Origin of the sequence: Rheinheimera sp. (genome assembly GCF_030690345.1) — a bacterium.
In the GTDB taxonomy this organism is placed as follows: Bacteria; Pseudomonadota; Gammaproteobacteria; order Enterobacterales; family Alteromonadaceae; genus Alishewanella.
This window is the reverse complement of sequence record NZ_JAUYGV010000001.1, coordinates 112525-138386: the sequence shown is the minus strand read 5'-3', so window position 1 is coordinate 138386 and position 25862 is coordinate 112525. Positions and strand designations below refer to the sequence as shown.

At 50.0% G+C, this 25862-nt stretch carries 21 protein-coding genes and 1 tRNA gene; 8 read left to right on the top strand and 14 right to left on the bottom strand.

The window, feature by feature from the left end:
• Positions 1-21: 21 nt before the first annotated feature.
• From Q8O77_RS00625 to rlmKL, 3 genes are read right to left on the bottom strand one after another with little or no spacing between them, the layout of a single operon-like run.
• The gene (locus Q8O77_RS00625) at positions 22-1923 is read right to left on the bottom strand and encodes an ATP-binding cassette domain-containing protein (protein ID WP_305550704.1); all 1902 of its coding nucleotides are present in this window, start codon (positions 1921-1923) and stop codon (positions 22-24) included.
• Positions 1923-2168, bottom strand: a complete 246-nt coding sequence (locus Q8O77_RS00620) for a glutaredoxin family protein (protein ID WP_305550703.1) — start codon at positions 2166-2168, stop codon at positions 1923-1925. Before Q8O77_RS00620 ends, Q8O77_RS00625 begins: the two co-directional genes overlap by 1 nt.
• A gap of 4 nt (positions 2169-2172) precedes the next feature.
• Positions 2173-4287 (bottom strand): bifunctional 23S rRNA (guanine(2069)-N(7))-methyltransferase RlmK/23S rRNA (guanine(2445)-N(2))-methyltransferase RlmL, encoded by a 2115-nt coding sequence (gene rlmKL / locus Q8O77_RS00615; RefSeq protein ID WP_305550702.1) that lies wholly within the window; start codon positions 4285-4287, stop codon positions 2173-2175.
• 205 nt (positions 4288-4492) lie between these two features.
• Here rlmKL and Q8O77_RS00610 point away from each other — a divergent pair.
• The 3 genes from Q8O77_RS00610 to Q8O77_RS00600 all read left to right on the top strand — a co-directional run bounded on the left by Q8O77_RS00610 (position 4493) and on the right by Q8O77_RS00600 (position 5500).
• A tRNA-Met gene (locus Q8O77_RS00610) sits at positions 4493-4569 on the top strand.
• Positions 4570-4829: 260 nt separating this feature from the next.
• On the top strand, positions 4830-5084 hold the full coding sequence (locus Q8O77_RS00605; RefSeq protein WP_305550701.1) for an Arc family DNA-binding protein: 255 nt from the start codon (positions 4830-4832) through the stop codon (positions 5082-5084).
• Positions 5081-5500, top strand: a complete 420-nt coding sequence (locus Q8O77_RS00600) for a type II toxin-antitoxin system VapC family toxin (protein ID WP_305550700.1) — start codon at positions 5081-5083, stop codon at positions 5498-5500. The genes Q8O77_RS00605 and Q8O77_RS00600 overlap by 4 nt, the downstream gene beginning before the upstream one ends.
• A 14-nt stretch (positions 5501-5514) precedes the next feature.
• Here Q8O77_RS00600 and Q8O77_RS00595 read toward each other — a convergent pair whose 3' ends face one another.
• From Q8O77_RS00595 to Q8O77_RS00580, 4 genes are all read right to left on the bottom strand, one after another.
• The gene (locus Q8O77_RS00595) at positions 5515-6381 is read right to left on the bottom strand and encodes a hypothetical protein (protein WP_305550698.1); all 867 of its coding nucleotides are present in this window, start codon (positions 6379-6381) and stop codon (positions 5515-5517) included.
• A 70-nt stretch (positions 6382-6451) separates the two neighbouring features.
• Complete coding sequence (locus Q8O77_RS00590; protein WP_305550697.1) at positions 6452-7369, bottom strand: restriction endonuclease; 918 nt, start codon at positions 7367-7369, stop codon at positions 6452-6454.
• A gap of 35 nt (positions 7370-7404) precedes the next feature.
• Positions 7405-8280 (bottom strand): hypothetical protein, encoded by an 876-nt coding sequence (locus Q8O77_RS00585; protein WP_305550696.1) that lies wholly within the window; start codon positions 8278-8280, stop codon positions 7405-7407.
• Between the two features lie 116 nt (positions 8281-8396).
• Entirely contained in the window at positions 8397-8624 is a 228-nt protein-coding gene (locus Q8O77_RS00580; RefSeq protein WP_305550695.1) for a hypothetical protein, read from the bottom strand.
• Positions 8625-8799: 175 nt separating this feature from the next.
• Here Q8O77_RS00580 and Q8O77_RS00575 point away from each other — a divergent pair, with 175 nt between their 5' ends.
• The 3 genes from Q8O77_RS00575 (at position 8800) to Q8O77_RS00565 (ending at position 11683) form a co-directional block, all read left to right on the top strand.
• Positions 8800-10269, top strand: coding sequence for a YdiU family protein (locus tag Q8O77_RS00575; protein ID WP_305550694.1), 1470 nt, complete (start codon positions 8800-8802; stop codon positions 10267-10269).
• Between the two features lie 98 nt (positions 10270-10367).
• Positions 10368-10877, top strand: a complete 510-nt coding sequence (locus Q8O77_RS00570; protein ID WP_305550693.1) for a YgjV family protein — start codon at positions 10368-10370, stop codon at positions 10875-10877.
• A 2-nt stretch (positions 10878-10879) separates the two neighbouring features.
• Complete coding sequence (locus Q8O77_RS00565) at positions 10880-11683, top strand: CLCA_X family protein (RefSeq protein WP_305550692.1); 804 nt, start codon at positions 10880-10882, stop codon at positions 11681-11683.
• 62 nt (positions 11684-11745) lie between these two features.
• Here Q8O77_RS00565 and Q8O77_RS00560 read toward each other — a convergent pair whose 3' ends face one another.
• Complete coding sequence (locus Q8O77_RS00560) at positions 11746-14964, bottom strand: TonB-dependent receptor (RefSeq protein ID WP_305550691.1); 3219 nt, start codon at positions 14962-14964, stop codon at positions 11746-11748.
• Between the two features lie 266 nt (positions 14965-15230).
• Between Q8O77_RS00560 and Q8O77_RS00555 the strand changes: the two genes are divergently transcribed.
• Positions 15231-18395 carry a family 20 glycosylhydrolase gene (locus tag Q8O77_RS00555; RefSeq protein ID WP_305550690.1) on the top strand — a complete coding sequence of 1055 codons (3165 nt, stop codon included), beginning with the start codon at positions 15231-15233 and terminating at the stop codon, positions 18393-18395.
• Here the strand turns inward: Q8O77_RS00555 and Q8O77_RS00550 are convergent, their stop codons facing one another.
• From Q8O77_RS00550 to Q8O77_RS00535, 4 genes are read right to left on the bottom strand one after another with little or no spacing between them, the layout of a single operon-like run.
• Positions 18396-19850, bottom strand: coding sequence for a M81 family metallopeptidase (locus Q8O77_RS00550; RefSeq protein WP_305550689.1), 1455 nt, complete (start codon positions 19848-19850; stop codon positions 18396-18398). It abuts the gene before it with no gap.
• 10 nt (positions 19851-19860) lie between these two features.
• On the bottom strand, positions 19861-21351 hold the full coding sequence (locus tag Q8O77_RS00545) for a sodium:solute symporter family protein (RefSeq protein WP_305550688.1): 1491 nt from the start codon (positions 21349-21351) through the stop codon (positions 19861-19863).
• Between the two features lies 1 nt (position 21352).
• Entirely contained in the window at positions 21353-21745 is a 393-nt protein-coding gene (locus Q8O77_RS00540) for a RidA family protein (RefSeq protein WP_305550687.1), read from the bottom strand.
• A gap of 7 nt (positions 21746-21752) precedes the next feature.
• On the bottom strand, positions 21753-22619 hold the full coding sequence (locus Q8O77_RS00535; RefSeq protein ID WP_305550686.1) for a MurR/RpiR family transcriptional regulator: 867 nt from the start codon (positions 22617-22619) through the stop codon (positions 21753-21755).
• A 178-nt stretch (positions 22620-22797) separates the two neighbouring features.
• On the opposite strand from Q8O77_RS00535, the gene Q8O77_RS00530 reads away from it, so the two are divergent.
• A complete protein-coding gene (locus Q8O77_RS00530; RefSeq protein ID WP_305550685.1) occupies positions 22798-24021 on the top strand; it encodes an amino acid deaminase in 1224 nt (407 codons plus the stop codon).
• On the opposite strand, the gene Q8O77_RS00525 is transcribed toward Q8O77_RS00530, so the two are convergent.
• On the bottom strand, positions 24018-25208 hold the full coding sequence (locus Q8O77_RS00525; RefSeq protein WP_305550684.1) for an SAM-dependent methyltransferase: 1191 nt from the start codon (positions 25206-25208) through the stop codon (positions 24018-24020). The two genes, Q8O77_RS00530 and Q8O77_RS00525, sit on opposite strands and share 4 nt — an antisense overlap.
• Before the next feature lie 75 nt (positions 25209-25283).
• On the bottom strand, positions 25284-25799 hold the full coding sequence (locus Q8O77_RS00520) for a cell division protein ZapC domain-containing protein (protein ID WP_305550683.1): 516 nt from the start codon (positions 25797-25799) through the stop codon (positions 25284-25286).
• Positions 25800-25862 lie beyond the last annotated feature (63 nt).

Below are 25862 nucleotides of genomic sequence, written 5' to 3'. Positions count from 1 at the left end.
CCCTAAAATTTACTACGATTCTTATGCGTCTAATTCTTCCCAGCGCGCGTACGCTTGCGCCAGCTTCGACTCGGTCTGTTGTAATTGGTTCAATGTAGCTTGCGTTTGCTCTGCGCTTTGCTTAAAAAACTCGGCATCATTTACTTTCAGTTGTAAAGCTTCAAGCTCAGCTTCAAGTTGCTCCACTAAAGCAGGCAGTTGCTCCAGTTCACGCTGTTCTTTGTATGATAACTTCTTAGCACTGCTAACAGAAGCCTGCACCGGCGTTTGTTCTGTAACGCTCTGTGATGGCTTTGTCACTTTTTGTGCAGTGGCTGCAGTTGGTTGCAGGCGTTGCTGGTAAGCAATAACGTCGTCATAGCCACCGGCAATATCAATAATACGGCCACCACCGGCAAACAGCAGTGAGCTGGTTACGGTATTATTAACGAATTCGCGGTCGTGGCTTACCAGCAGCACTGTGCCCTGGTATTGCTGCAAAATATCTTCCAGCAGCTCCAGCGTTTCAACATCTAAGTCGTTGGTTGGCTCGTCGAGGATCAATAAGTTACTTGGTCTGGCAAACAGTTTGGCCAGCAATAAACGGTTCTTCTCACCGCCCGATAAGGCTTTTACCGGAGTACGCGCCCGTGCCGGCGGGAATAAAAAATCCTGTAGGTAACTGAGCACATGGCGACTTTTGCCATTTTGGGTAATTTCCTGTTTACCCTCTGCAACGTTATCCTGCACTGTGGCTTCTAAATCCAGTGCGATACGGTGTTGGTCAAAATAGGCCACTTCAATATTGGTGCCGCGCTTAATCTCGCCACTGTCGTGTTTATAGTCACCCAATAACAGCTTAATCAGCGTTGATTTACCCACACCGTTTGGCCCAACCAGGGCAATACGATCACCGCGCATTACCAACAGATCAAGCTTATCTATAACAGTTTTGCCATTAAAGCCACAGCTTATGGCTTTAGTTTCAAATACCAGCTTGCCGGAGCGATCGGCCTGCTCGATATTAAAATCGACCTTGCCTAAAGTCTCTACCCGCTCTGCCCGCTCACGCCGCAGCGCTTTAAGGGCTCTTACCCGGCCTTCGTTACGGGTGCGCCGCGCTTTAATACCCTGGCGGATCCATACTTCTTCTTCTGCCAGTTTTTTATCAAACAATGCATTGTGCTGTTGCTCGTCTTCGAGCATTTTTTGTTTACGATCCAGGTATTCCTGATAATTGCCGGGGTGCGACGTTAACAAACCACGGTCCAGATCAATAATGCGGGTAGCCAAAGCACGGATAAAAGCCCTGTCGTGCGAGATAAAAATAATGGCACCGGAAAAATTCAGTAAAAACTGCTCCAGCCACTGAATAGCAGCAACATCCAGGTGGTTAGTCGGCTCGTCGAGTAATAAAATATCCGGCCTGGCGGCTAATGCCCGGGCCAGGGCAGCTTTGCGCAGCCAGCCACCGGATAACGTAGCTAAACTGGCATCGGGGTTCATATCAAACTGCTGGCATAAATCAGCAACGCGGGATTCCAGCCCCCAGCCATCGCGGGTATCCATTTCGCTTTGTAATTTCTCAAACAGACGATAGTCGGCATCTGAGGCGCCGTCTAAATTTTCTGACAAGGTATAAAATTGTTGCGCAATTTGCGCTAAATCACCGGCACCTTCGCGGATAAAGTCGGCAATTTTCACGTCCATTTTTGCCGGCGGATCTTGCTCCAGTCGGCTTAATACTACCCCGGTATTCACCACGATCTGGCCATCGTCCAGATTTTGCTGTCCGGTCAGCAATTTTAACAATGACGATTTACCGGCGCCATTGCGACCAACTAAACACACGCGCTCGCCACTGAATAAGCTGAAGTCGACATGATCCAGTATCGGGTTGGTGCCAAAGGCTAAACACGCCTGCTGAAAACGTAATAATTCCACTACTGTACATCCTTAAGCCATGTTGCCAGCTGGTCCGCATCAAAGGGCCAGCATAATTCGTTATCACCCTGTTTTAATACAGGTATCGCCACGCGATAGCGCGTGAACGCGGCCTCATCGTCAACAATATCAACCACCTGAAATTGTCCGGCCTGGCCGGCGGCTATCAACAGCTGCTCTGCCTGCTCGCACAGATGACAGCCCCAAGTACTGTATAAGGTTAAGACCGGTTGCATGCTATTCATACTATTAGCGCGTTAACTCAAAACAAACGTGAATATTCGGGTTACGCTTATAATCTTCCGGCAAGGTAGCGGCCGAGATATCTTTTACCTGCCAGCCGGCATCATTAAGTGCCTGGGTATCAATCTTAAAGCGGCGTTTGTTGTTAGAGAAAATCACTTTGCCGCCAGGTGCCAGTCGCGGCGTCAGCATGTTTAACAAATTAACGTGATCGCGCTGCACATCCCAGCTGTCTTGCATCCGTTTCGAGTTAGAAAAGGTTGGCGGGTCAACAAAAATTAAATCGAACTGAGCACGGCAGCGGCTTAACCATTGTAAGCAATCAGCTTGCTCGAACTGATACTGCTTGCCGGTTAAGCCGTTAATGGTGAAGTTACGCTTAGCCCAGTCTAAATAAGTGTTAGACATATCTACCGTAGTCACACTGGCGGCACCGCCAATAGCGGCATGCACCGACGCACTGCCGGTATAAGCAAACAGGTTTAACACCGTTTTACCTTTGGCCTGCTGCTGGATCATCCGCCGGGTAATGCGATGATCTAAAAATAAACCGGTATCCAGGTAATCGCGCAGATTTACTAAAAACTTAGCGCCATACTCGCTGACTTCTTTATATTGGCCGGCTTTATTTAACGCCTGATACTGCGAAGTGCCCTTTTGCTTTTCGCGTACTTTTAAAATCATTTTATCTGAGCTGATAGCCAGCACCTGCGGTACCTGGTTTACCACATCGAATAAGCGTTTTTGCGATACCTGCTCGTCCACCGTGGCCGGCGCAGCATATTCATGCACCACCACTTCGCCGTCGTACCAATCTACCGCCACGTTATATTCCGGAATATCGGCATCATATAGACGGTAGCAGCTTAAGCCTTCTTTTTTCGCCCACTTTTGCAGCTGCTTTACATTCTTCGCCAAGCGGTTGCCAAACGAGCTGCTTTCACTGTAAAACAGCGCCGGCGCGTCAGAGCTTACCGCCACTTGTTTTTCGGTTAAATCAAACAGGGTGAAATCACAATCCAGCGGGCCATTGGTAAATTTATAACTTTTACTTTTTGATAAGCGCAGCGCGCGCAGTAAATCGGTGTTTGAGGTAATAATGGCTAAACGCCAGCCCTGATAGTGCTGCTTTAACGCTAAGGAAAATTTACTGTATAACGGTATTAATGAGGGTAGATCGCCCAGCCGCTCACCATACGGCGGGTTGGTAACAATAACGCCCGGCACATTGGTTACCGGCGCTTTTAACGCTGTGGCATCGGCATAATCAAACTGCACCACAGATGCAACACCGGCACGGGCGGCATTTTGCTTCGCTTTGGCTAAATTGCGCTCATCAAAATCCGAGCCCCAAAACTGTACGGCTGCGGGTAACCCACGCTGCGCCGCTTTGGCTTCTTGTTTTAACTGCTGCCATATGGCATCGCGATGGCCCGGCCAGCCTTCGAAGGCAAACTTTTCGCGGCTTAAACCCGGCGCTTTATTCAGCGCGATTAATGCCGCTTCCAGCACTATAGTGCCGCTGCCGCAAAACGGGTCAAACAACGGTTGTTCTACCTGCCAGCCGGAGCGCTTTAACAGCGCCGCCGCTAAATGCTCTTTTAATGGTGCTTCGCCCTGGCCGGCGCGATAACCACGCTGATGCAACGACGGGCCGGAAAAGTCCTGTAAAAAGTGGAAATGAGCTTTATCTAACCGCACCTGAAAGCGGACATCGGGGTCCATGCGGTCAACATCCGGGCGGTGGCCGGTTTCTTCACGGAACTGATCAACAATGGCGTCTTTTAAGCGGATAGCACCAAACTGGGTGTTGTCTATTTTCGGGTGCTTGCCAACACAGTCAACTGCCAACGTATTGCGCAGTGACATTTGCTGTGGCCAGTCAATTTTCTGCGCAATCTGATAAATATCACTGTCAGCCGTTACCGGCTCAGATTGGATTAAGCGCAAAATACGGGTAGCCAGGCGCGACCACAAACATAATTGATACCCTGTGCGCAGTTCTGCCTTAAAGCGCACCACACCCATGGTTACTTTCAACACTTCGCCACCCTGCTGGCGAATTTCATCCGCCAACAGCTCTTCTACCCCTTTAGACGTTAACGCCCAGAATTCCAGCATGCTACCCAAACCCCTAACAAAAATGGCCGTCAGTATAGCAGAATGTGCTATTTATCCGTTTGAGTTTTTGTAAAAGTACTAAATTGCTGCTTAAAACAGCGCTTTGTTTAACAAAGCAGCAGTTAAGCAACATCTTAAAAATAAAAGCAGATAAAGGCTTGCATGGCTTTGTTAAAAACACTAAGATGCGCCCCGCAATGACGGACGCGGGATGGAGCAGCCTGGTAGCTCGTCGGGCTCATAACCCGAAGGTCGTCGGTTCAAATCCGGCTCCCGCAACCAACATCTAAGCCTACTTTGACGTAGGTTTTTTTGTGCCCAAAGTTCAACAACCCGAAGGTCGTCGGTTCGCTCTTCATAAAGATCAGGGCTCCCGCAACCAACACTAAGGCCGACTTAATAGTCGGTTTTTTTGTGCCTGAAATTCAACAACCTAAAGGTCGGCATTGAGTGATCTGATTGCTTTTTGACTGCACTCTTCCTATATTGAATGCACTTTAATCAGTTCTACACTTTTCCAGTGCTCCCGGAGGTGGCTATCTATGGCTATGATGACGGTTAGAAATATACCGGATGAGATACACAGCGCTTTAAAAGCCAGAGCCAAGCGGCACAATCGCAGTGCCGAGGCTGAAATGCGGGCGATTCTGGAAGAGGCTATATTACCCAAAACACGTATTCAAATGGGCGATGCACTGGCAGAGCTGGGGCGAAAAATCGGGCTGACAAATGACGATTTAACCGCTTTAGACCAAGCGCGCAGCACTACTCCTGCAGAACCGATGGAGTTTGAATGATCGTTCTGGATACCAACGTTATATCTGAAGCGATGAAGCCTGAACCGCATCCAAACGTGACAGCCTGGCTTAATGCGCAATCAGCCGAAACGCTGTACTTGTCCAGTGTAACCTTGGCTGAGCTGCTGTTTGGCATTGCCATGTTACCCACCGGCAAGCGTAAAGATATGCTAAATGAAGCCCTTGACGGACTTATGGCGCTTTTTACCGGAAGAGTGCTGTCTTTTGATCATGCTGCGGCTATGCAGTATGCCCGGTTAGCGTCTACAGCAAGATCTGCCGGAAAAGGCTTTCCGGTACCCGATGGCTACATAGCGGCTATCGCGGTGTCACAGGGCTTTAAAGTCGCATCGCGCGATATGTCAGCATTTGCAGCGGCGAATATTGATGTTATTAATCCGTGGGAAGCAAAATAAGCCAAGTTTGTATATCAATATCTGGCCAAGCCAAGCTCAACTAACAATAACGACAGACAATGCAGCGCCGTTTGCGCATCTTCTTCAGTAATATCACGGGTGTTATATTGTGCTTGGGCGTTGGTCTTGGCCCGGGAATGTAGCCGAGCAATGATTTGGCCGGCATTTACGCTCAGCGTATTATTCGGCATTTTTACTGCAAGCTTTTTAAGGCCATGTCCTAAATCTGAAGACGTGTCATCAATAGCAATACCTACTGCAAACGCAGCCGAATTTCGACAGCTTTCAACCAAATGAAAAGGACTTATTCTCCGGTTGGCCGCTTGTACTTCATCAAGCGTAATGCTCAAGCGCTGATAATACTCAGAAGACATAGCCTGGGGTAACAACACTGGCAGTACGCCATTCGTGCGGGTGCTTTTAAGTGTTACAACGATGTCACCACCAAACACCTGCTCTACGGCTACCACTTTCCAGAATGACGCATATTTACCATCTCCCAGAATAGCTTGGTTACTGTTAGTATCAGAAATGTAGTGAGGCATTTTGTAGATCTGATAGTGGTAAAAATATTGTTCTTGGACTAATGCTGGTGCAATTCCTGCCCATTCCACTTGCCGAACAAAAACACTCTGCATCCAATCCTTATTCGAAATGGGAAGACAGTAAACCCTGCCACGTTTAATACCAGCAGCTGGCTCGTACATATCTTCAAGGAAAATTAGGCCCGGATACTCCCCAAGCGATCTATAGTCACTGGGAACCAAACTCGGAAAGCTAATAGGAATGATAAGTTGATTTGCGGCGATGGGCCTGCCGTAAATCGCACTATCGCCGACATAAACAGTCTTTGTTTTATCGCTAATTCCAAGAACTGACAAAGCAACTCCTTCGCTAACTTTAATTTTTAATTAATTCGACTGATTAAGCTGCCTTAATTCACAACAACACTTAATCTTCAAAATAGTCGCTATCGAACTTGGGTATTTTAACAATACGGGTAGATACCCCAACTTCATGATCGATCATAAGCTCAGCGAGTTTGATACCATCAACAAGCACAATTCGTTCAACTGATTTAGCAAACTCAACAGCTTGGGCGGTATAACCTGAAGTGGTAATAAACACGCCCTTAGTTGCACGCTGCCCAGCTAAAGCACCATAAAAGCCCTGAATTTCTGGCCGGCCAACACTGCTTTGCCAACGTTTCGCCTGCACATACACCTTTTCCAGACCTAATTTATCCAGTGAGATCACCCCATCAATACCACCATCGCCCGAGCCACCAACCCGCTGTAAATCGTTACGGTTAGCACCGTAGCCCATCTTATGCAGTAAGTCTAAAACGATGGCTTCAAAATATGTTGGGTTAACCTTTGCTAGCGTTTCCAGCAAATCAGCAGCAACGCTTTCACGCATTTCTTTTACGGCCGACCCTAAGCGCTCTTCGGGGCTTGACGTTTCCGCTGCACTATCGTTTTTAATTGGAGTAATGATTGGTTCAGTGGTTGAGGTCGCTTCTTTTAATCGCACGTCCATATAACCAAAAGCAAGATCAGCAACTTGCCCTTGTGACAGCGGCCGCGCCTTGCTGGCAGCAAATATTTTACCTTCATCCGTTAAGCACCAAACTCCGCGCCGAGCAGAGCTAGAAAGGCCAGCCCGCTTCAAACGGTCATGCGCCCAACCTATACGGTTTTTATACACCTGCTGTGCTTGGCTTGGTAACAGCTCAGCACGCTCCTCTTCGGTTAACTGCATTGCCTCAGCAGCAGCTTCATAAACCTCGCGAGCCAAGGCACCATCGGGGCGAGTTGCTAAGAACCGCAGCACAGGTTCAATAAATTGATCATAGGTAGGAATAGCCATTTCTAAATCCTTATAAAATCACCATCTAATCTGACCTACCAAGGAGCAGCATAGATTCCATCGTAATTAACTACCGTCACGATTTGAATACCTACGCTCTCTAGAAATAATCGTTGTCCAGGTTGAATTTCACCAACATGAATATAGAAGGCTTGTCGCTTCTTCTCAGAGTAGATCTTGAAGAACTTTGCTCTTTCAATTAGTAGCCATCTTAAAAAGACTTCGGTAGTCCCCAGATCCAAACCAAAAATAAATAAATCATTCTGAAAAATAATATTCAGCCAGGTATTTTTTCCAGGCCAGTTCGTAAAATCTGCGCTATTAAATAAACGATTACTACCTTTATGGAGCATCGGCCGGGCACGCTCTACAGAACCCATATAATGAGACAATCCTAATCGAATGCTACGACTATATTTTTGAACTCCGTTTATGTGCCAAATAGCAAAGTCATCTGTAACATAAGTGATATTCTTATTCGAATAAAAACTACCCCAAGGATAAAAGTCAGTAAATTTGTCTGAGTCTAAGTGCCCTATTTTCAGATTTAGTACGTCAGAAAGTGTATTTTCAAAGTTTGTTGTCAAAATGGGTGTGTTATTCGTTTCAGCCCAACTTACAATTTTTTTATGTTGTTCTTTTACCGGCCAGTTTGACATTAATTCACAAAATTCTGCCTGTAAACTTTTACTCTGTTTAACGCCTTTTAAATCCAGTGCGTCATAAAATTCAGTAAGCGAAATACCGACAGGTATACCTATCGTTTCAGCACCAACCCTTTTTCGCCACAAACGGATTAATAATTTATCCCACCCACTTTCATTATCAACTGAGTTGTACCGGTTTATTCCATTCCCAATGACCAACGCAGGTTTGAGTTCCGGTTTATGCAACAATGTTTTAAAGTCCATTTTATCTCCGATCTAGCGTCTTTTAACCGTACATTTATTTTTTGATTTTCTTTCCATTATCGCCCGCTCAGCCTTTATCTACCCCAGCAACGCCTCGGCGCTATTCTCGCCACTAATCAGCTCGGGGTTAGCTGCACCAGTCGGCTGTCGGTTCGCCGCGAAAAGGCTTTAGCAAGGATGGATTGAGTCCGGTTATTCATCCGGTTAAGCGTGGCTTGGGCGGCTTGTCCAATGAGGTAGGCAAAGGCACACTCAGCACTTTGCGCCAGCTGCAAAAACAGCGGGTCGTATTCACTTAAAAAGGCAAAGTTAGAATGGTTAGCGCTCAAAGCTGGCTGCGTCATAATCCCTCGTCGCAAGCTGATGATTTATCGTCAAATAAGAACATAAGTTTGTACCACTAGTGACAACTTATGGCAACTTATCCAGAGCAAACTTAATACTCGGACAGGCTTTTTTTGTATCTGTAATAGCCCCTCTGTACACTAGCGCTATAACCCATCAATACGAACAGCTGATATGAGCAATTTTACCGTACAACACAGCCTGGCCGATTTAGGTGCGCCCTTTTCTGTGCCTTGCAACCCAACGCCGGTAGCGGCGCCGCAGTGGCTGGCGTTTAATAGTGAACTGGCAGCTGAGCTTTGCTTACCACAGCAGTATTGCCACTCAGATGACGGCCTGGCAGTATTTAGCGGTAATGCTTTGCCAGACTGGGCAGCACCGCGGGCGCATGCTTATGCCGGCCATCAGTTTGGCCATTTTGTACCGCAGTTGGGCGATGGCCGGGCTTTGTTGTTGGCAGAAGTGTTAAGTGCTGATAACCAGCGCTTTGATATTCAACTTAAAGGCGCCGGGCAAACGCCGTTTTCGCGCCGTGGCGATGGCCGCGCGCCACTGGGGCCGGTACTGCGTGAGTATTTAGTCAGTGAAGCCATGCATGCGCTGGGCGTGCCCACTACCCGCGCTTTGGCAGCTGTGCTGACAGGTGATTGGGTACAACGCGAAACCGCAGAACCCGGTGCGGTACTTACCCGGGTGGCAGCCAGCCATATTCGCATTGGTAGTTTTCAGTATATTGCCGCCCATGGCGATGCAGCCCAGCTGAAAACCTTTGCCGACTACGTTATTGCCAGACACTATCCGGCCTGTGCCAACGAGGCAAATCCTTACCTGGCGCTGCTTGCAGCTGTGGTTGCAGCACAGGCTAAACTGGTTGCCAAATGGATGAGCCTGGGCTTTATTCATGGCGTAATGAACACCGACAATATGAGCATTGCCGGCGAAACCATCGATTACGGCCCCTGTGCGTTTATGGACAGCTTTAACCCGGCGCAGGTCTACAGCTTTATTGACAGCCAGGGTCGTTATGCCTGGGGTAATCAACCCCGTATTGCCAGCTGGAACCTGGCGCGCTTTGCTGAAACCCTGCTGCCGCTCCTGACTGAACAGCCTGAGCAGGCGGTAGAGCTGGCTACTGAAGTACTGCAAGGCTTTAACGGCCAAAACGAAGCGGAATTTTTACACCTGATGGCAGCGAAAATCGGTATTGTTAACTCAACTAATACCGATGAAGTGTTGATCCGCGATCTGCTTAACCTGATGAGCGCCAATAAGGCTGATTTCAGCCAAAGCTTTCGTTTGCTCAGTCAGTCAGTAACAGACAGTAATGCCGGGGCAACTAAGTTATTTGCCGATCAACAAGGCTGGCAAAACTGGGCCACGTTATGGCAGCAACGCCTTGACGCTCAGGGTATAGCGCTAAGCACAGTACAGCAGCAGATGGACAGCACTAACCCTGCGGTAATACCACGCAACCATTTAATTGCCGACGCGATAGCCCTGGCCACAGAGCAAGCCGATTTAAGCCTGTTTAACCGGTTGCACAAGGCGCTAAGCACACCTTTTACACTGACAGACGCCAATGCTGACTTCGCTTTGCCGCCTACAGCTGCGCAGTGTATTGCCAATACCTTTTGTGGTACTTAAGCCTATGCACTGCTTATAAGTTATGCCATCTGTAGCGCGCAGATGGCATATAAATTGGTTATCATAGCAGTCTGTTGAATCTGTTTTGAGCCATCATTTTGCCCGACATTAGTGTTAGCTTTGCCCTGTCACAGCTACTGGCAGCTTTAGCCTTCGCCGGCGGCATTATTGCTTTTCAGCAGCGTGAGCGTGCCGGCATGCTGAAGTTTTGGTTTGTCTCGGCGTTGCTTAACGCCAGCCATTTTGCTGTTTTGGGCCAGTATGAAGCCGCGCTGTTTGTCGGTTTAACCGCAGTGCGTTTCCTGGTGGCAGCGCTTAGCCCGCGCCAGCGCTGGATGTACTGCTTTTTGGCCCTGTCTACATTGCTTATAGTGCTTAGCTACAATAATCCGCTAAACCTGTTGCCCTATCTGGCGGCAATAGTTGGCACTGTCGGCAGTTTTCAGAAAAACGTGATTGTAGTGCGCTTGCTGATGGCTGTGGGCGCCACGGCCTGGATTATCCATAACCTGTTGGTCGGCTCACCGGTCGCGGTGCTGATGGAACTGGCGTTCTTAAGCAGTAACCTGGTAGGCTATTTACGCAGCCGTAAACCAACAGGTGCTTAGCAATGGCCGTACCCCGTATTCAGCGACAGTATTACCGTAACGGCCCGGCGCATCGCAGCGGTGCCGACGTCAGCTTTAGCGATCTGGTTAAAGTGTTTGGTTTTAACAGCGTTCATGTCGGGCGCTGGGTAACCGCTGAAGAGCTGCAACTGGCGGCAAACTTATTCTTTGACGCCTTTGCTGACTTACAGCAAATACTGCAGGTGCCGGCAGAGGTGATATCTCTTAACGGCAGCCTGGGTTTAACCTTTGGTATTGGTGGCCAACCGGGTGTTTGCGCCCATTACCAGCCACAGGGTCGTATTTTAGCCTTAGCCAAAAATGCCGGTGGCGGCAGCCTGGCACACGAGTGGTTTCATGCTTTTGACCACTATATTGCCGCCAAAATGTTCGGCAAAAGCATTACGCGTAACCAGTTTTCCAGCGCGGCCTGGCTGCAAAGCCGGCCCATTATTTCACATTATCTCAATGAGTTACTAAGCTCAGCTTACCAAATGCTGTTCTTGTCGGCAGACGGTGAACATGAAAGCGCGTTTTTTGCCCATTGCCGGCAACTGGATGCCAGCTATAACCGGTTGTATCTGGCGATGCCGGAAGAAATGGCGGCCAGAGCTTTTGAAAAAGTGCTGCAACGCCAGGCGCTGAAAAACAACTTTTTGGTATCCGGCAGCCAAAAAAGCGCCGCCGCGGCTTTGGGTATTTACCCTGCGGATAGCTTATGCGATGCGCTTGGCAAAATTTGGCTGGAGTATTTTTACCTGCTTGGCCGGGGCTTGCGCCATAAGGCACAACATAAATCAGAGTAATCAACACAAAAAACCGCGCTCTACTGCTGCGCGGTTTTTGCTACATAAACATGCTCAAGCGACTAGAAGGTTGCCCGAACACTCAGCGCATAACGACGATCGGTGGTGAAACTCAGTGCATCCGTCCTCACGCCGGCCTGGTTCATTTGATACTGGGTTTTGGTTTCAGTATTCAGCAAGTTGCTGCCTTCAATACCAACTTTCCAGTTATCGTTAATGCTGTAGTAAAAACTGGCATCCAGCATGCCTGAGGCCTTGGCATAGGCCGGCACATACTCTTCAGATTCACGTAACGTTAGCAGGTATTCAGAGCGCCAGGTGTAGGCCATGCGAAAGGCAAAATCCTCGTATTCATACATGCCGACTATATTAAAATTCTTATCGGAATAACCTTGTAATGGCAGGCCGGTAAAGACCCGAAACGTATTCCGGTTATCGGTTATGCGTGTTCCATCCTCTTTAAATCCAAGGGTCCCGGCAGCAATTTCGTTTGGATCTTCCAGACCGTTTTGATCAATGTAGGTAAAATTGACCTGCAAACCTAAACCCGCCCATGCGCCTGGCAACATATCGTAGAATTGAGAATAGGCCAGCTCGACTCCACGTAAGGTTCCGGAACCGGTATTGGCCGGACCATAAGCCGTGACATCATAAACTTCACTGTCAAAGCTGACATCCAGTTCAAACGGTCTGTTGCGAATAATGTTATCCAATTTTTTATGAAACAATCCGGCAGTAACGAAGCCCGCCGGCGCAAAATACCATTCTGCCGTAAGATCTAAGTTAGTAGACTCTTCGGGTTCAAGATAAGGGTTACCCGCTAATGCTGTTACGTTGATGTTTTGCAAACCTACAACCGGGTTGCTTACTTCAGAGTACTCTTCTGCAGGGTTTTCTAACACCCGGTTGTAATCCAGTTCCAGCAGACTGATATTGCGTGAGTCAACCAGACTTGGATAAAACAAACCTTGTGAGAAGGCAAAGCGGACAACAACATCTTCGCTGACACTGAAATTCAGGTTCAGACTGGGCAACAAAGTATCATAGTCTGTACCATCAACCGTGCTCAGAATAGATTCACCGCCAGCTAAATCGTAGTATCGTTTGTATTCCGGTTGCTGCATAACGGTATTAAGAGAGGTCCCGGGATCACCTCGTTTCGCCAGAGTAGGCTGCACCAGAGCACCAGTCGATTTCAGTTGATAGTTTACATAACGCAAACCAATATTACCTTTAATCGGAATATCCAGAGAATCAATTTCAAAATCGCCTCGTACGTAAAACTCGGTACGCTGCTCATTTGAAGAACTGATATTATGCGCCGCAAAAGGCCCTTCTACCCGGTTTGGCCTGTCTACATAAGGCACGTGCAACCCGCTACAAACACCATTGTTGGCAGCACTGACAGTGGCATTGTTCCAGCCCTCCTGACACCCTCTGTATAACGAGTTTTGAAAATCCTTCACAAGTGACATTTTAGGGAACAAAAAGCTGTTAACATCGCCAAGCAATACCTTGCCATTGTAGTATTTAGAAAAGTCGACGACTTCAAACAGTTCAGGATTTAGCGACGCTGCGGCAGCATTGCGATCAGCTTGAACCCAAGGTGTTCCAATAGCAAGAAACCCTTCATATGCCGTATCACGCACTGTTAATTCTTTATCAGAGTAATATGCACCCGCTGAAATTGAAGTAAAGGCACCATCCAACTCATAGCGCAGGTCAAACTGAAAGGTATCTGCTTTGGCAGTATTGTGCTCTTCCTGCTCCATACCGGTACCGAGAAACAGATTAGGCACCGGACCATCCCATTCCTGATGCGGCGACAACCCCGGCGTCTGGATATTATCACTTAACACCTCAACCGTTGGACGGCTACCACGCATATCAAGAAAGTAAGGAAACACCGCATATACGCTGGAACCGCGGGTTTGGCCAGACATACTGTAATTGTGCACAATCTTTTCTGAATCAATATACTGGTAATCGAACTCCATACTTAACCGATCTGTTGGTTTGTACTTCAGATTAAACGACGTATCTTCAACGGTGTTCTCGTTGTAATTCCAGCGAGTGCGATAAAAGAATGGTACCTCTGGCTCAATACCCAACGCTATACCCGACGTAACAAAGCCATTTTCGACGGTCAACGGATGACCATTTACGGCGTCATCCCGCCAGTTTTGTGAAATACCCATCCAGCTTTTAAAGCCCTGCGCCGCTTGTCCCAACTGGCGTTCTTCCCACTCCAGCGATGCTTTAGAGTTAATATGTTCTAAAGTAGCCACAATAGTGTTGTCGCTATTGGCCCATTGTAACGATGAGGTAATACCGGTACGTTTACGATCGTTGTCGGCAGTGCTCATATGGATCGCCGCGGGCACATGCCAGACGCTACCTGCCGGTTGTCCGGGCAATGCCGGGCCATCCAGCGGAGAGCTTGGGTCCATATCAATGATACCGCCCCATGGGTCAGTAACCGGGATAAACGCATCGCCTCGTGAATGAAAGTTTCCAAGACCAATGCCGTCACCACGGGTTTTAAACTCAGATTGCGAAGCCGCTATAAGAAAGCCAAACTTGCCGGCTTTGGTTTCCCAGCTGTCTGAGAACAAAGCAGAAAGCGATGGCGTCACTTCTTCACGATAATCACCATAGTTAGCTTTAGCATTAAAAGAGAACACGCGCTTGTCGGAATCAAAGGGTTTACGGGTGATCAGGTTAACGGTACCGGCAATACCGCCGGAAATAAGATCTGCGGTCTGATTTTTTACTACTTCTACCGCCCCCAGCAATTCAGCCGGGAAATCTTCGTAGCTTAAACCACCCCATGGATTGGCACTAAACGCATCTCTACCATTGACCTCAGAGCGCACCCGATCTAAACCCCTTACCAATACGCCAGTGCCCTCATCAGCATAATGCTTTGGGTCATTTGAGGATGCAAAACGCTCGATGGTAACACCAGGCACCCGCTGTAATGCTTCGGTAACCGATTTGTCCGGTAAAGCACCGATATCGGTGGCAGTGATCAGATCTTTTACCGTATCGGCATAACGTTTCAGGTTTTGTGCACTATTTAAGCTGCCACGTATACCTTTTACCTCTATTACCTCTACTGGCTCTGCAGTTTTTTGCACAATGACATCGCTGTCATTTTGTGGCGAAGTTTGCGCCAGCACCGCCAGTGGAGCCAGCCCCAGTAATGCCGCTGAAATAGCCAGGCTAAGTCTGGCCCGTTTAATACCGCTGTTATAGCTATCGCTGAGTAGTTCAGACATGATGTAGTCTCTTCTGTTCTTGTTTTAATCCGTTTAGCCCTGTTGTCAGCGCATCTGCAAACCTGGCTAATATACTTATCTTGTTCTTCCTGGTGAAGCCGGCATTACTACCAAATACCCCAACCTCAAATGTTACTTTGTACCATGGCGATTAAAAAGTAAACATTATTTGTGGAAAAAACAGCTTCATATAGCATCTAATTCTAGACAAGCTAACAGTTATTGCTTATTAATATGTTACCAAGTAACAACACAAGTGCGCTGTTATGCGTTTATTTTATGCTTTTATGCTGCTACTCAGTGCTGCAACTATCACCGCGGCAGAGCTGCCGCTGCTGCCCTATCCCGCCGAAGTAACGCAACAACCGGGCCGGTTTAATCTGACAACAGACTTCAGCGTGAGTGTATCGGCAAACAACGCCATGTCAGATGCCGCTGTGGCACGCTTTTTACAGCGTTTAAGCCGGCAAACCGGGCTGACTTTTACTGCCGGCGCAGCACCGGCGCTGCTAATACAGCTTAACGGCAGTGCGGATCCTGAGCTGCCGCCCCCGGATATGGCTGAGCAGTACCGCTTAAACGTAAGCCAGCAGCAAATACGCTTAAGCGCAGACTCATACATTGGCATAGTGCGCGGCCTGGAAACCTTACTGCAACTGGTGCAAACGGATAGTAGCGGTAGCAGCATCGCGGTAGTGCAGATCACGGATGCACCGCGTTTTAGCTGGCGCGGCCTGTTATTAGATCCTGCCAGACGTTTTTTGCCGATTGAAACGTTAAAACGCCAGCTGGATATTATGGCGTTGGTAAAATTAAATGTACTGCATTTGCATTTAACCGACGACCAGGGCTGGCGGTTTGAGTCACTTAACTACCCTAAGCTGCAGCAAATCGGCGGCGTGGATGGCTATTACAGCCAACAGCAATTACGTGAGCTGGTGCATTATGCGGCGCAGCGCGGCATCCGTATCGTGCCTGAGATCGATCTGCCTGGTCATACTACGGCACTCGGCGCCGCTTATCCGGCATTAATGGCGCTGCCTGGCGCCAACCGCCCGGAAACGCACTGGGGGGTGCATCAAGCCGTATTAGACCCGACAAATGAGCAGGTGTATGACTTTTTAGCCAACTTACTGGCCGAAGTTGCCGCTGTGTTTCCCGATCGCTACCTGCATATCGGTGGCGACGAAGTATTGCCGGATCACTGGTTGGGAGCGCCGCATATTGTTGATTTTATGCAGCAACAACAATTGGCGGATGTGCCCGCTTTACAGGCGTACTTTAATACCAGGCTGCAGAAAATAGTGCAGCAACTGGGCAGGCAGATGATTGGCTGGGATGAAGTACTGGATGATAAGCTGCCCACTTCGGTGCTGGTGCAGTCTTGGCGCGGCACTGAATCGTTGGCGTTAGCTGCCAAAGCCGGCCATCAGGCCATTTTATCGACCGGTTATTATTTGGATCAACCGCAGTTTGCCGCTTACCACTACCGTAACGATCCGCTGCCGGTAGCGCAGCAACTGCCGGATCTCAATCAGCTAAACAGCTGGTCGGCATGGCAGTTTAGTTTTGCCCGTAAGCGCGGCGCAGCAATAAACGGCCGCTTGTTGCTGTTGTATCACAACGATGATGCGATCAGCGCTGTGCTGCAATTTAATGGCCGTCAGCCGCAATTAGTGCAGCAGCTTAAACTCAATGCTAACCGGCTCAGTTTTAGCCTGGATAGCTGGATGGGACCGCTGTTTGCTGAACTAAGCTTAAGCAGTACCACAGATCCCGCCGGCCCGGATCCCACCGGCACTTTGGCCGGCAGCCTGACTGTCGGCAATGCCGCTTATGCTGTCAGCGGCACTGCCATCGCACCGGCACAACCGGCTGCTGCCGCCCTGCCGATCACATTGCAAGCGCAAACCTTAAACGAGAGCAGCAAAGCGCGCATTATCGGCGGCGAAATTGCACTTTGGGGTGAGCTGGTAACGCCGGATAATATTGATATCCGCCTCTGGCCCAACGGTTTTGCGGTAGCCGAGCGGTTGTGGTCACCAGCCGGGTTGCGTGATGAAGACAGCCTGTACCGGCGCTTGTCGCACATGAGCAGCATGGCTGAAATCAACAGCAATCTGCGCACAATATCACAACAACGGCAAGGCTTTACTGCGCTGGTAAGCGATGCGAAGTTACCGACCCTGCTCAGCGTGGCTGAAACACTGGAGCCGGCGCATTATTATCACCGCCTGCATGAAAAATCTGTGGCAGGGCTCTACCACAAGGCCGCACCGCTTAATCAGTTGGTAGATTATTTACCGGCTGAGCAACCGGCACTGCGCCACTTTACGCATCACATTCAGCAGTGGTTAGTGCAAAAAGATAAGGCCAGCCTTGAGCGTATCAACAGACAATTAGCATTGTGGCAGCAAGCAGCTACCGGGTTAGCACAAACTGAACCGCAACCGTTATCGGGCGTGTTCGCTCAAGTGCAGCAACTTAGCCAATCTGCGCTGATGCTGCTGGACAGCATCCACCGGCAGCAGCCGATAAGCCGCAGCACGCGCACAGCCATAACACAGCAACTGCAGCAGGCGTCAACAATACAACAGGAGCTGATTATTGCGCTGCGCCGGCCACTGCAGCAATTACTGGCGGCTGCGCCACACAGCGAAATATGGGTTGCTGCCAATACTTTCAGCCCCGCCGTTGAAGGGCCGACCCTTGATAGCCGGGGTAATTTGTACGCGGTTAATTTCGGCCACGACGGTACTGTCGGTAAGGTAACACCTGACGGCAACGCTGCTTTGTATTTAACTTTACCGGCGGGCAGCACCGGCAACGGCATAGTGTTCGATAGTGCCGGTACTATGTTTATCGCCGATTACACCGGGCATAATATTTTGCGTTACCAGCACGGCCAACTCAGCGTGCATGCGCACAACGACGCTATGCACCAACCAAACGATCTGGCCATTATGCAAAACGGTGTTATCTTTGCCAGCGATCCAAACTGGGCAGATAACAGCGGCCAGCTGTGGCGCATTGACACTGACGGCAGCAGCCACTTGCTGGATGGCGCTATGGGCACCAGCAACGGTATTGCTGTCAGCCCGGACCAGCAGTATCTCTATGTGAATGAAAGCGTGCAGCGTACAATTTGGCGTTATCGAATTAGCGCTGATTTTAGCCTGAGCAATAAGCAAGTCGTCGCTCGCTTTAGTGACTTTGGTTTGGACGGCATGCGCTTTGACAGCAAAGGCAACCTTTATGTGGCCCGCTACGGCAAAGGCACTATTGCCAAATTAACCGCCGACGGCACCCTGTTAGCCGAATACCGCTTAAACCATGCCCTGCCTACTAATGTGATTGTCAGCCATGATGACACTGTGCTGTACGTTACTGTGCAGCAATGCGGCTGTATCGAGCGGATCCTGCTGCAATAGTTAATCAAACGGCCGCGGCGTAATTGGCCACAGTGGCCGGCGCAGCTTAGTGTACTTATTCCGTGTCGGATCGCTGGGGTATGGCGCCCCCGCATCAACATAAATAACCTTTGCCGCCAGTGGTGCAAAGCCCTGATAAAAATGGTTGGTTGATTTAACCAGCAGCAGTTTACGCTGCTGTGGCGCTATACCCAGGGCGCGAAACAGGCTGGGGTCAAATGACTGGCAGCGGTTGCTGTTTAAAATCACTTCAATGCCATCAAATTCAATTAAGGCACAATCTCCCATCGGCACACTGCTGTCGGCAAATTGTTGCACTGCGCCGGCGGCCAGGCAGCGCACCGTCGCCGTTTTATCTATCGGTGCCCCGGCTGTAGCCCCGCTTTTACCGCCAAAACGCAATGCAATGACCGCGCCCTCGCCGGCGGCAAAGCACAGTTTAACCGCCATCGGATCCCAGATAGTACCTACTGCTACGCCGGTCAGTTTCCGCGCAATAATGCTGTGTAAAATCAAGGTGCCGTCACCGGCCACTCCGCCGCCCGGGTTATCCCAGACATCAGCCAACACCACAGTGCCCGCCACCTGCTGCGCTAAATCCAGCGCGGTATTAATATCATTAAATTGCGGCAGGGTTTTACCGCGAAATGAAAACAGCTCCATACCCAGCGCCTGCGCCAATGCTTCGCCTTCAGCCGGCTTGTTGTCGGTGATCACCAGCAGCTTGGTGCCCATATCAGATACATCACCAGCCATAAAGCCATGGATCACCGAAATAGACAGTGCTGCACCTTGTTGCTCCAATTCACGGATCTTACTGATAAAGGATTTCATCGGCTCATGGCTGGTTGGCAGCACATCAATCATCCGGCAATCGAAGCTGCTCATTACCGGCTTTATTTCGCCGCGCACCGCCAGCAGCGCCAGTTGCACCAGCTCACGTGCGCGCTGCATAAAATCCAGATGCGGAAACTCTTTAAACGCAATTAACAGATCGCTGGCTGCCAGCCGCTGTGGCGTTAAGTGGCTGTGCGGATCCAGGGTGGCGCCGATAATCACCTCAGGCCCGGTAATAGCCCGTACCCGGCTTAGTAAATCGCCTTCGCAATCATCATACCCCTGCGCCACCATAGCACCGTGCAACCCCAGTAATACCGCCTGCACCGGCATGGCTTGTTGCAACTGTTGTAATATTTCATCGCGCAGCAGCTCGTAAGAATGCCGGTTTAACAAGCCGCCGGGCTCAGCCCAGGCGCAACTGCCTTCAATAACCTGCAATGAGGCATCCATAGCGGCAAACTCGCGACAGGCAATTAAGGGCGCACTGCACAAGGTGGGTGTGGCAGGATGCTGGCCGGGCGGCGCATAAAAGCTCTGATAAAAGCTGTGTACGTCAGTGTACATTGGTGAAAACGTATTGGTTTCAGTAGCCAGGGAGGCGGTAAAAATACGCATAGGTCCTCTGTCAGGTTGTTTCAGCGCGGGATGATGAGCGCTCAGCTAACGGCGGTGCCGTAAAGGTGTTATCCCGGGCGGCATTAATTTGCGCCAGCGCCTGTTGCCGGCTGATGGCCACAGGCGGCGTTAACCAGCTAACGCTGACTGCCGCCAGCAAGGCCACCGCTACCGCAGGTATACAAGGGTTCCCCCAATACGCCAGCCAACCGGGGTGATTTAACAATACTAAAGAGGTAATAATGGCGCCCGCCAGTGCAGCCAGGGCGCCTTGCCAGGTAAAACGCAGCCAAAAGCGCCCCAGTAGTGCACAAACAAAAATACCGGCCAGCAATGTGGCTATCATGCCGGTGATATAACGGATTAAGTCGTCGGTTAACAAGGCCAGTACCAACGCCAGCGCCGATACCAGCAACACGGCCAGCCTTGAACAGAAAATGGCCCGTGCCGGGGCGGGTACAGAGCCGGTAATACGCGGATACAGATCCTGCATTACTATTGCTACCGCCGCTATGGCATCTGAGCTGGCAGACGACAAGGTGGCTGATAATCCGGCCAACAATACCAGCAAAGTCAACAGCCCGGGCAGCAACAGTACCGCCACAGTAGTAAAGGCAAACTGATGGTTATTCAGCTCAGGGGCCAATACTCTGGCAGCAATACCAATCAACGCCGGCAAGGCAGCAAACGCCAGATACAACACACCGGAGTAAATAAAAGAGCGGCGCACTGTGCCGACATTGCGCGCAGCATAAATACGCTGGCGAAAAGAAGGTGTGGCCAGTACCCCCACAGCCACAGCCACAGACAACGACAGCGCCGGTAACAAGCCAATATCGCTGATCAGGCCGTTGTGCTTTGCTTCGGCCAACACAGCGCTGACATGCGCCAGGCCACCGATAGCCTGCACCGCGGCATAGCTCATCAGCAAAAAGCCGCTGAACAGCAGCAGCGCCATCAGGCTGTCGGTCCACAATACCGCCCGATAGCCGCCAATCATCACATAAAAGGTATAAGCAAGGCCTATTATTAACTTGGCGTAAAGCAGCTCAATACCGGTCGCCCAGGATAAATACAGCGCACCGCCGATAATATGGGCGCCAAGCCAGCCCAACGATGCCAGAAAAATCAGTATGGCACTGCCCTGCTTTACCCATTGATTGGCGCCAACGTAGTAGCTGAGCTCCTCACTCATGGTGACAAAACGCAACCGGCGCAGTGGCGCAAATAACCAGGCCAGCAGCAAAATGCCCACAGCACCGCCGATGCCGTACAGCATGCCGCTCCAGCCATGGTTGTAGGCAAAGCCTACTGCGCCCATGCTGGTGCCGGTGCCAATCATCGTTGCCACTGTACTGCCAAAGGTTAACCTGGCTGAAACATTGCGCCCGGCCAGTAAGAAATCCTCACTACTGTGCTGACGCCGTGAAACCAGATAACTGATTGCCAGCATTAACAGCAAATACACGCCAAAGCCAAGCAGGAAATGGCCGCCGTTCATATCAGGCCCGGTCAGCGCGATAACAGGTTAAATCTACCTCAACCTTACAATCCACTACCAAATCGGCCACGGCGCAAATACGCGCCGGCGGTGCACCGGCGAACACGTCGCGAAATACCCGGTTAAAGCTGCTGAAATAGCGCGCATCGGTCAGGTACACTTTAACATGCACCACATCCTGCAGGCTGTAACCGGCCAATTGCATAATATCAATGCAGTTTTGCAGTGCCAGCTCTGACTGCTCCACAATACCGCCTTCCACTACTTCGCCGTTACGCATCGGCGTTTGGCCCGACACATATAACCAGCCCCCCGCTTCTACCGCTTTGGCAAAGGGTAAGCGTTGGCCGCCGGTACCGGTAGTTTCATCAATGCCGTAACGTTTTATGCTCATGCTGTGGTTAATCTCCTAATGGCTGGCGGTCATCGCCACCGCGATGGCTGTCGAGCGACAATTTAACGCGGCGTAACTTATCGCGGGATTTGCGTTTATTTAACTTGGCAACCTCTGTCGCCAGCACATCAATAATCGCCAGCATGGCGTAGCGTGAAGCCGACGGCTTGTAGATAAAATCGGTTTCCGGCGCCTGCAAGCCCAGCACAATATCGGCGTTAGCCGCCAGTGCTGAGCCGGGTTTGGTAATGGCAATAACTTTGGCGCCGTATTGCCTGGCGATGGCGGCAGAATCGATGATTTCACCGGTATTACCGGTTAGCGAAATGGCCACCATCACATCCTGAGGCTCTACCGCGGCGGCGACCATTCTGGTTAACAGGCCATCCTGGTAACTGCATACCGGCATACCAAAACGGAACAAGCGGTATTGCAACTCCTGTGAGCCGATAGACGAGCCACCGCCCATGCCGATACAAAAAATCATCCGTGCATTTTGCAGGTAGCTTACTGCCAGTTTAATATCAGCCTCTACCAGCAGCTTACGGCTTAAATCCAGGGTGTTTTTAATCGCTTCGTACACGCCCTGAATACCGTCTAAATCCGGGGTTTCCTCAACAAAGCGCTGGCCTACTGCCAACGACTGCGCCAATTTCACCTTTAACTGGCGCACATCTTTGCAATCTACCGTGCGGGCAAACCGGGTTACCGTGGCCTGGCTTACCCCGGCACTGGCCGACAGTTTGGCAATACTCATCTCGGTTGCAGCTTTAACATTGTCCAGAATAAGCTGCGCCACCCGCTGCTCAGACTCGCTCATCTCGACAAAACGCTCGGAAATGCGCGACAACACATCAATTTCGTAACTCATCATGTTTTACCCGTAGTACGCTATGGTGTTACTCAGTAACTTCTATTAAAGTAACAATTGTGCTATCAATAAAGATACTTTGTACCAGCATGTCGGAAAAGTAAATATTAAAATAGCTTTATTACAGCAATTTACTGTTTACCCGGCATGATTTCAGACTAAAAAACAACAGCGGGATGTTATGAAGTACCAAAAAATACAGCATAAAGCAGCGGCGCCTTTGCCGTTTTCACCGGGTATGAACCTGCTGCAACAAGATATTTGTTTACCGGCGGCGGTGCTTAAACACAACGCGATACAACATAACCTGCACTGGATGCAACGCTTTGCACAGGCCAGTGGCGTATTGCTGGCACCGCATGGCAAAACCAGCATGACGCCCTGGCTGTTTCAGCAACAGCTGGCCGCCGGTGCCTGGGGCATTACTGTCGCTACCGCTTATCAGGCACAGGTAGCTGCAGATGCCGGCGCCCGGCGGCTTATTCTGGCGAATCAGTTAGTGGGTAAAGCTAATATGGCGGTGGTGGCGAATTTATTAGCCAGCGGCATTGAGCTGTATGTCTGTGTTGATCACGCCGACAATGCCGATGCACTGGCGGCGTTTTTTCAGGCACAGCAGTTGGTGCTGCCGGTGCTGATTGAACTGGGCGTACCTGACGGGCGTTGTGGTTGTCGCAGCAACCAACAGGCCGTCAGCTTAGCAAAACATATTGCCGGGCTGCCGGCGTTGGCACTGGCCGGTATAGAGTTTTATGAAGGCGTGATTAAAACCAGCGACACCGAACACAGTGTGCGGCAATTTGTGCAACAAGCCGCCGCGCTTTGCAAAGCGTTAGTGCGCTTGCAGTTGTTCACGCACGGCAATTTACTGATCAGCGGCGCCGGCTCTGCCTGGTACGATATTGTTGGCGCTGAACTTAACAAAGCCACCTTGCCGGCCAGTATGCAAATAGTCCTGCGGCCCGGCTGTTATATCAGCCATGATCAGGGTATCTATCAACAGGCACAGCAGTTAATTGAACAGCGCAGTGTGCTGGCCTGTAAAACAGGCGACAGTTTGCACAATGCGTTGGAACTGGCGGTTTATGTGCAATCAATGCCACAACCCGGGCTGGCGGTATTAGGCTTTGGTAAACGCGATGCCGCCTTTGATGCCGGACTGCCGCAGGCGTTGGCTATTTATCGTGATGGCCGCTTAATCAGTGACCAGCTGCAGGACTGCCATACCACTAAGCTGATGGATCAGCATGCGTTCTGGCAATACAGCAAGGATCTGACACCACAGATTGGCGATATAGTGCTGCTTGGCACCTCGCATCCGTGCCTGACCTTTGATAAATGGCGCAGCTTGTGGCTGGTAGATAACCAGTACAACCTGTTGCAGCAAGTAGAAACCTGGTTTTAGGCTTGCTGCAACAGGCTTTCCAGGCAATGCTCGCTAATGCCGTAAAACTGTTTAATATCAGCAATTTGCTGCAATATTTTACTGTTATCACGCGGCTGTTTACGTTTGGTGGCGAGGATCATCTTATTTTTGCTGGTATGCTCCAGCGAGATAAATTCAAATACCTTGGTATCATAGCCGTACGCTTCTAACAGCAGTGCCCGTAAGCTGTCGGTGACCATTTCAGCTTGCTGGCCCAGGTGAATGCCGTGGATTAACATTGGTGCCAGTACCGGTGGTAATTGCATTTGCGGCCGGATCTGTTTGTGGCAGCACGGTGAGCACATAATAATGTCGGCGCCGGTGGCTATACCCATATGAATGGCATAGTCGGTGGCGGTATCACAGGCATGCAGCGCTATCATTACGTTAATACCGCGGGCTTTAAAGTGTTTAACATCACCTTGCTCAAAAGCAATACCCTGCAGGCCCAGTTTGGCAGCCGTACCGTTACATAAATCGACCAGGTTTTGCCGCAGCTCTACGCCGGTAACTTTGGCGTCCAATCCCAGGCTATTGGTCAAATAATCATGCACGGCAAAGGTTAAATAAGCCTTACCGGAGCCAAAATCAGCCACATGCAGCTGTGTATTGCTACTCAGGCCGGTATCCTGCACCGCGCCGGAGAATATCTCGATAAATTTATTAATCTGTTTCCATTTACGCGACATGGCGGGGATCAGCTGCAGCTGTGCGTCGGTTACCCCCAGCTCGCGCAAAAATGGCCGTTCAAGGGTTAAATAACGCAGCTTTTCGCGGTTATGCTCTGTTGCTGCGGTGTTCAGCTGCTTACTCAGGCGTTTTTGTTGGTACAACACTTTACCTTTTTTACTGATACTCAGCTGCACTTCTGTTTCAGCGGTAAACAAATTAGCCGCACTGAAACTTTGGCCCAGTAAGGTTTTAATTTCGCTAAGCGCCGCATCGGCACTGAAATTACGTGTCACATCGTTGGTTTGGTATTTATAGGTAAAGCTGAGTTGCCAGTGCTGCTTTAGCATAACCGGGCGAATTTGCAGCTGTTTTAATGGCTCAGTGCCGTGGTATTTACTCAATACCAGTTTATGCAATTGTTGGCCGGTGATGGCACTGCTCAATTGCTGTAAAAAAGGTTCAAGTTCAGCTGCAACAGCGGCTAAGGCAGACATAGGTGGTTCCGCGACAGTAAAAATTGCCGCTAGTGTAGTCGGATCTGCCGCTAAGGGAAATAACGCAACTGAAAATCAGGCGCTGTGACGGTATGGAATAGCGATATTGAGCGGGCTGACCCGATTGCGCAGTACACGGATCACCTGCAAACGTGGCAGCTGTTTGCCCGCCAGGGTACTGAGCTCACCCAGCAGTAAACAGTTTACGCAGTCGCTGTCAGCAGACAGCACTAAAGCATACTGGCTGCTTAAACCACGCAGCATGACTACGTCATACTGCGCCGAATCAGCGCTGCTGCCCTGCTGAAAATACCAGCTTTTATGCGCTTGCTGCTGCAAAAACGGCGCACAAAGAGCCGTAAGGCATAGCTCCAGGCGCACAGCCGCAGGCATATCTAACTGTTGCAGGCTGTCTTCTATCAATTGAAAAGCTTCAGCATCAGCCATGGTCAGCGCTTGCTGTCGCGGCTGTTGTACTAACTGTGAGGCGCTAAACGGCGAGCAAAATTGCGCCTGGTCGCTGATATCCAGCAACAAGCGGTCTTTTTGCGGACAATAGGTCCAATACCAACGCTCTGAAGGCCTGAGCATACAACTTCCTGCCGGTTAAAATACGATTATTTATTAAACATTTACAGAGATACACTAAGCTGA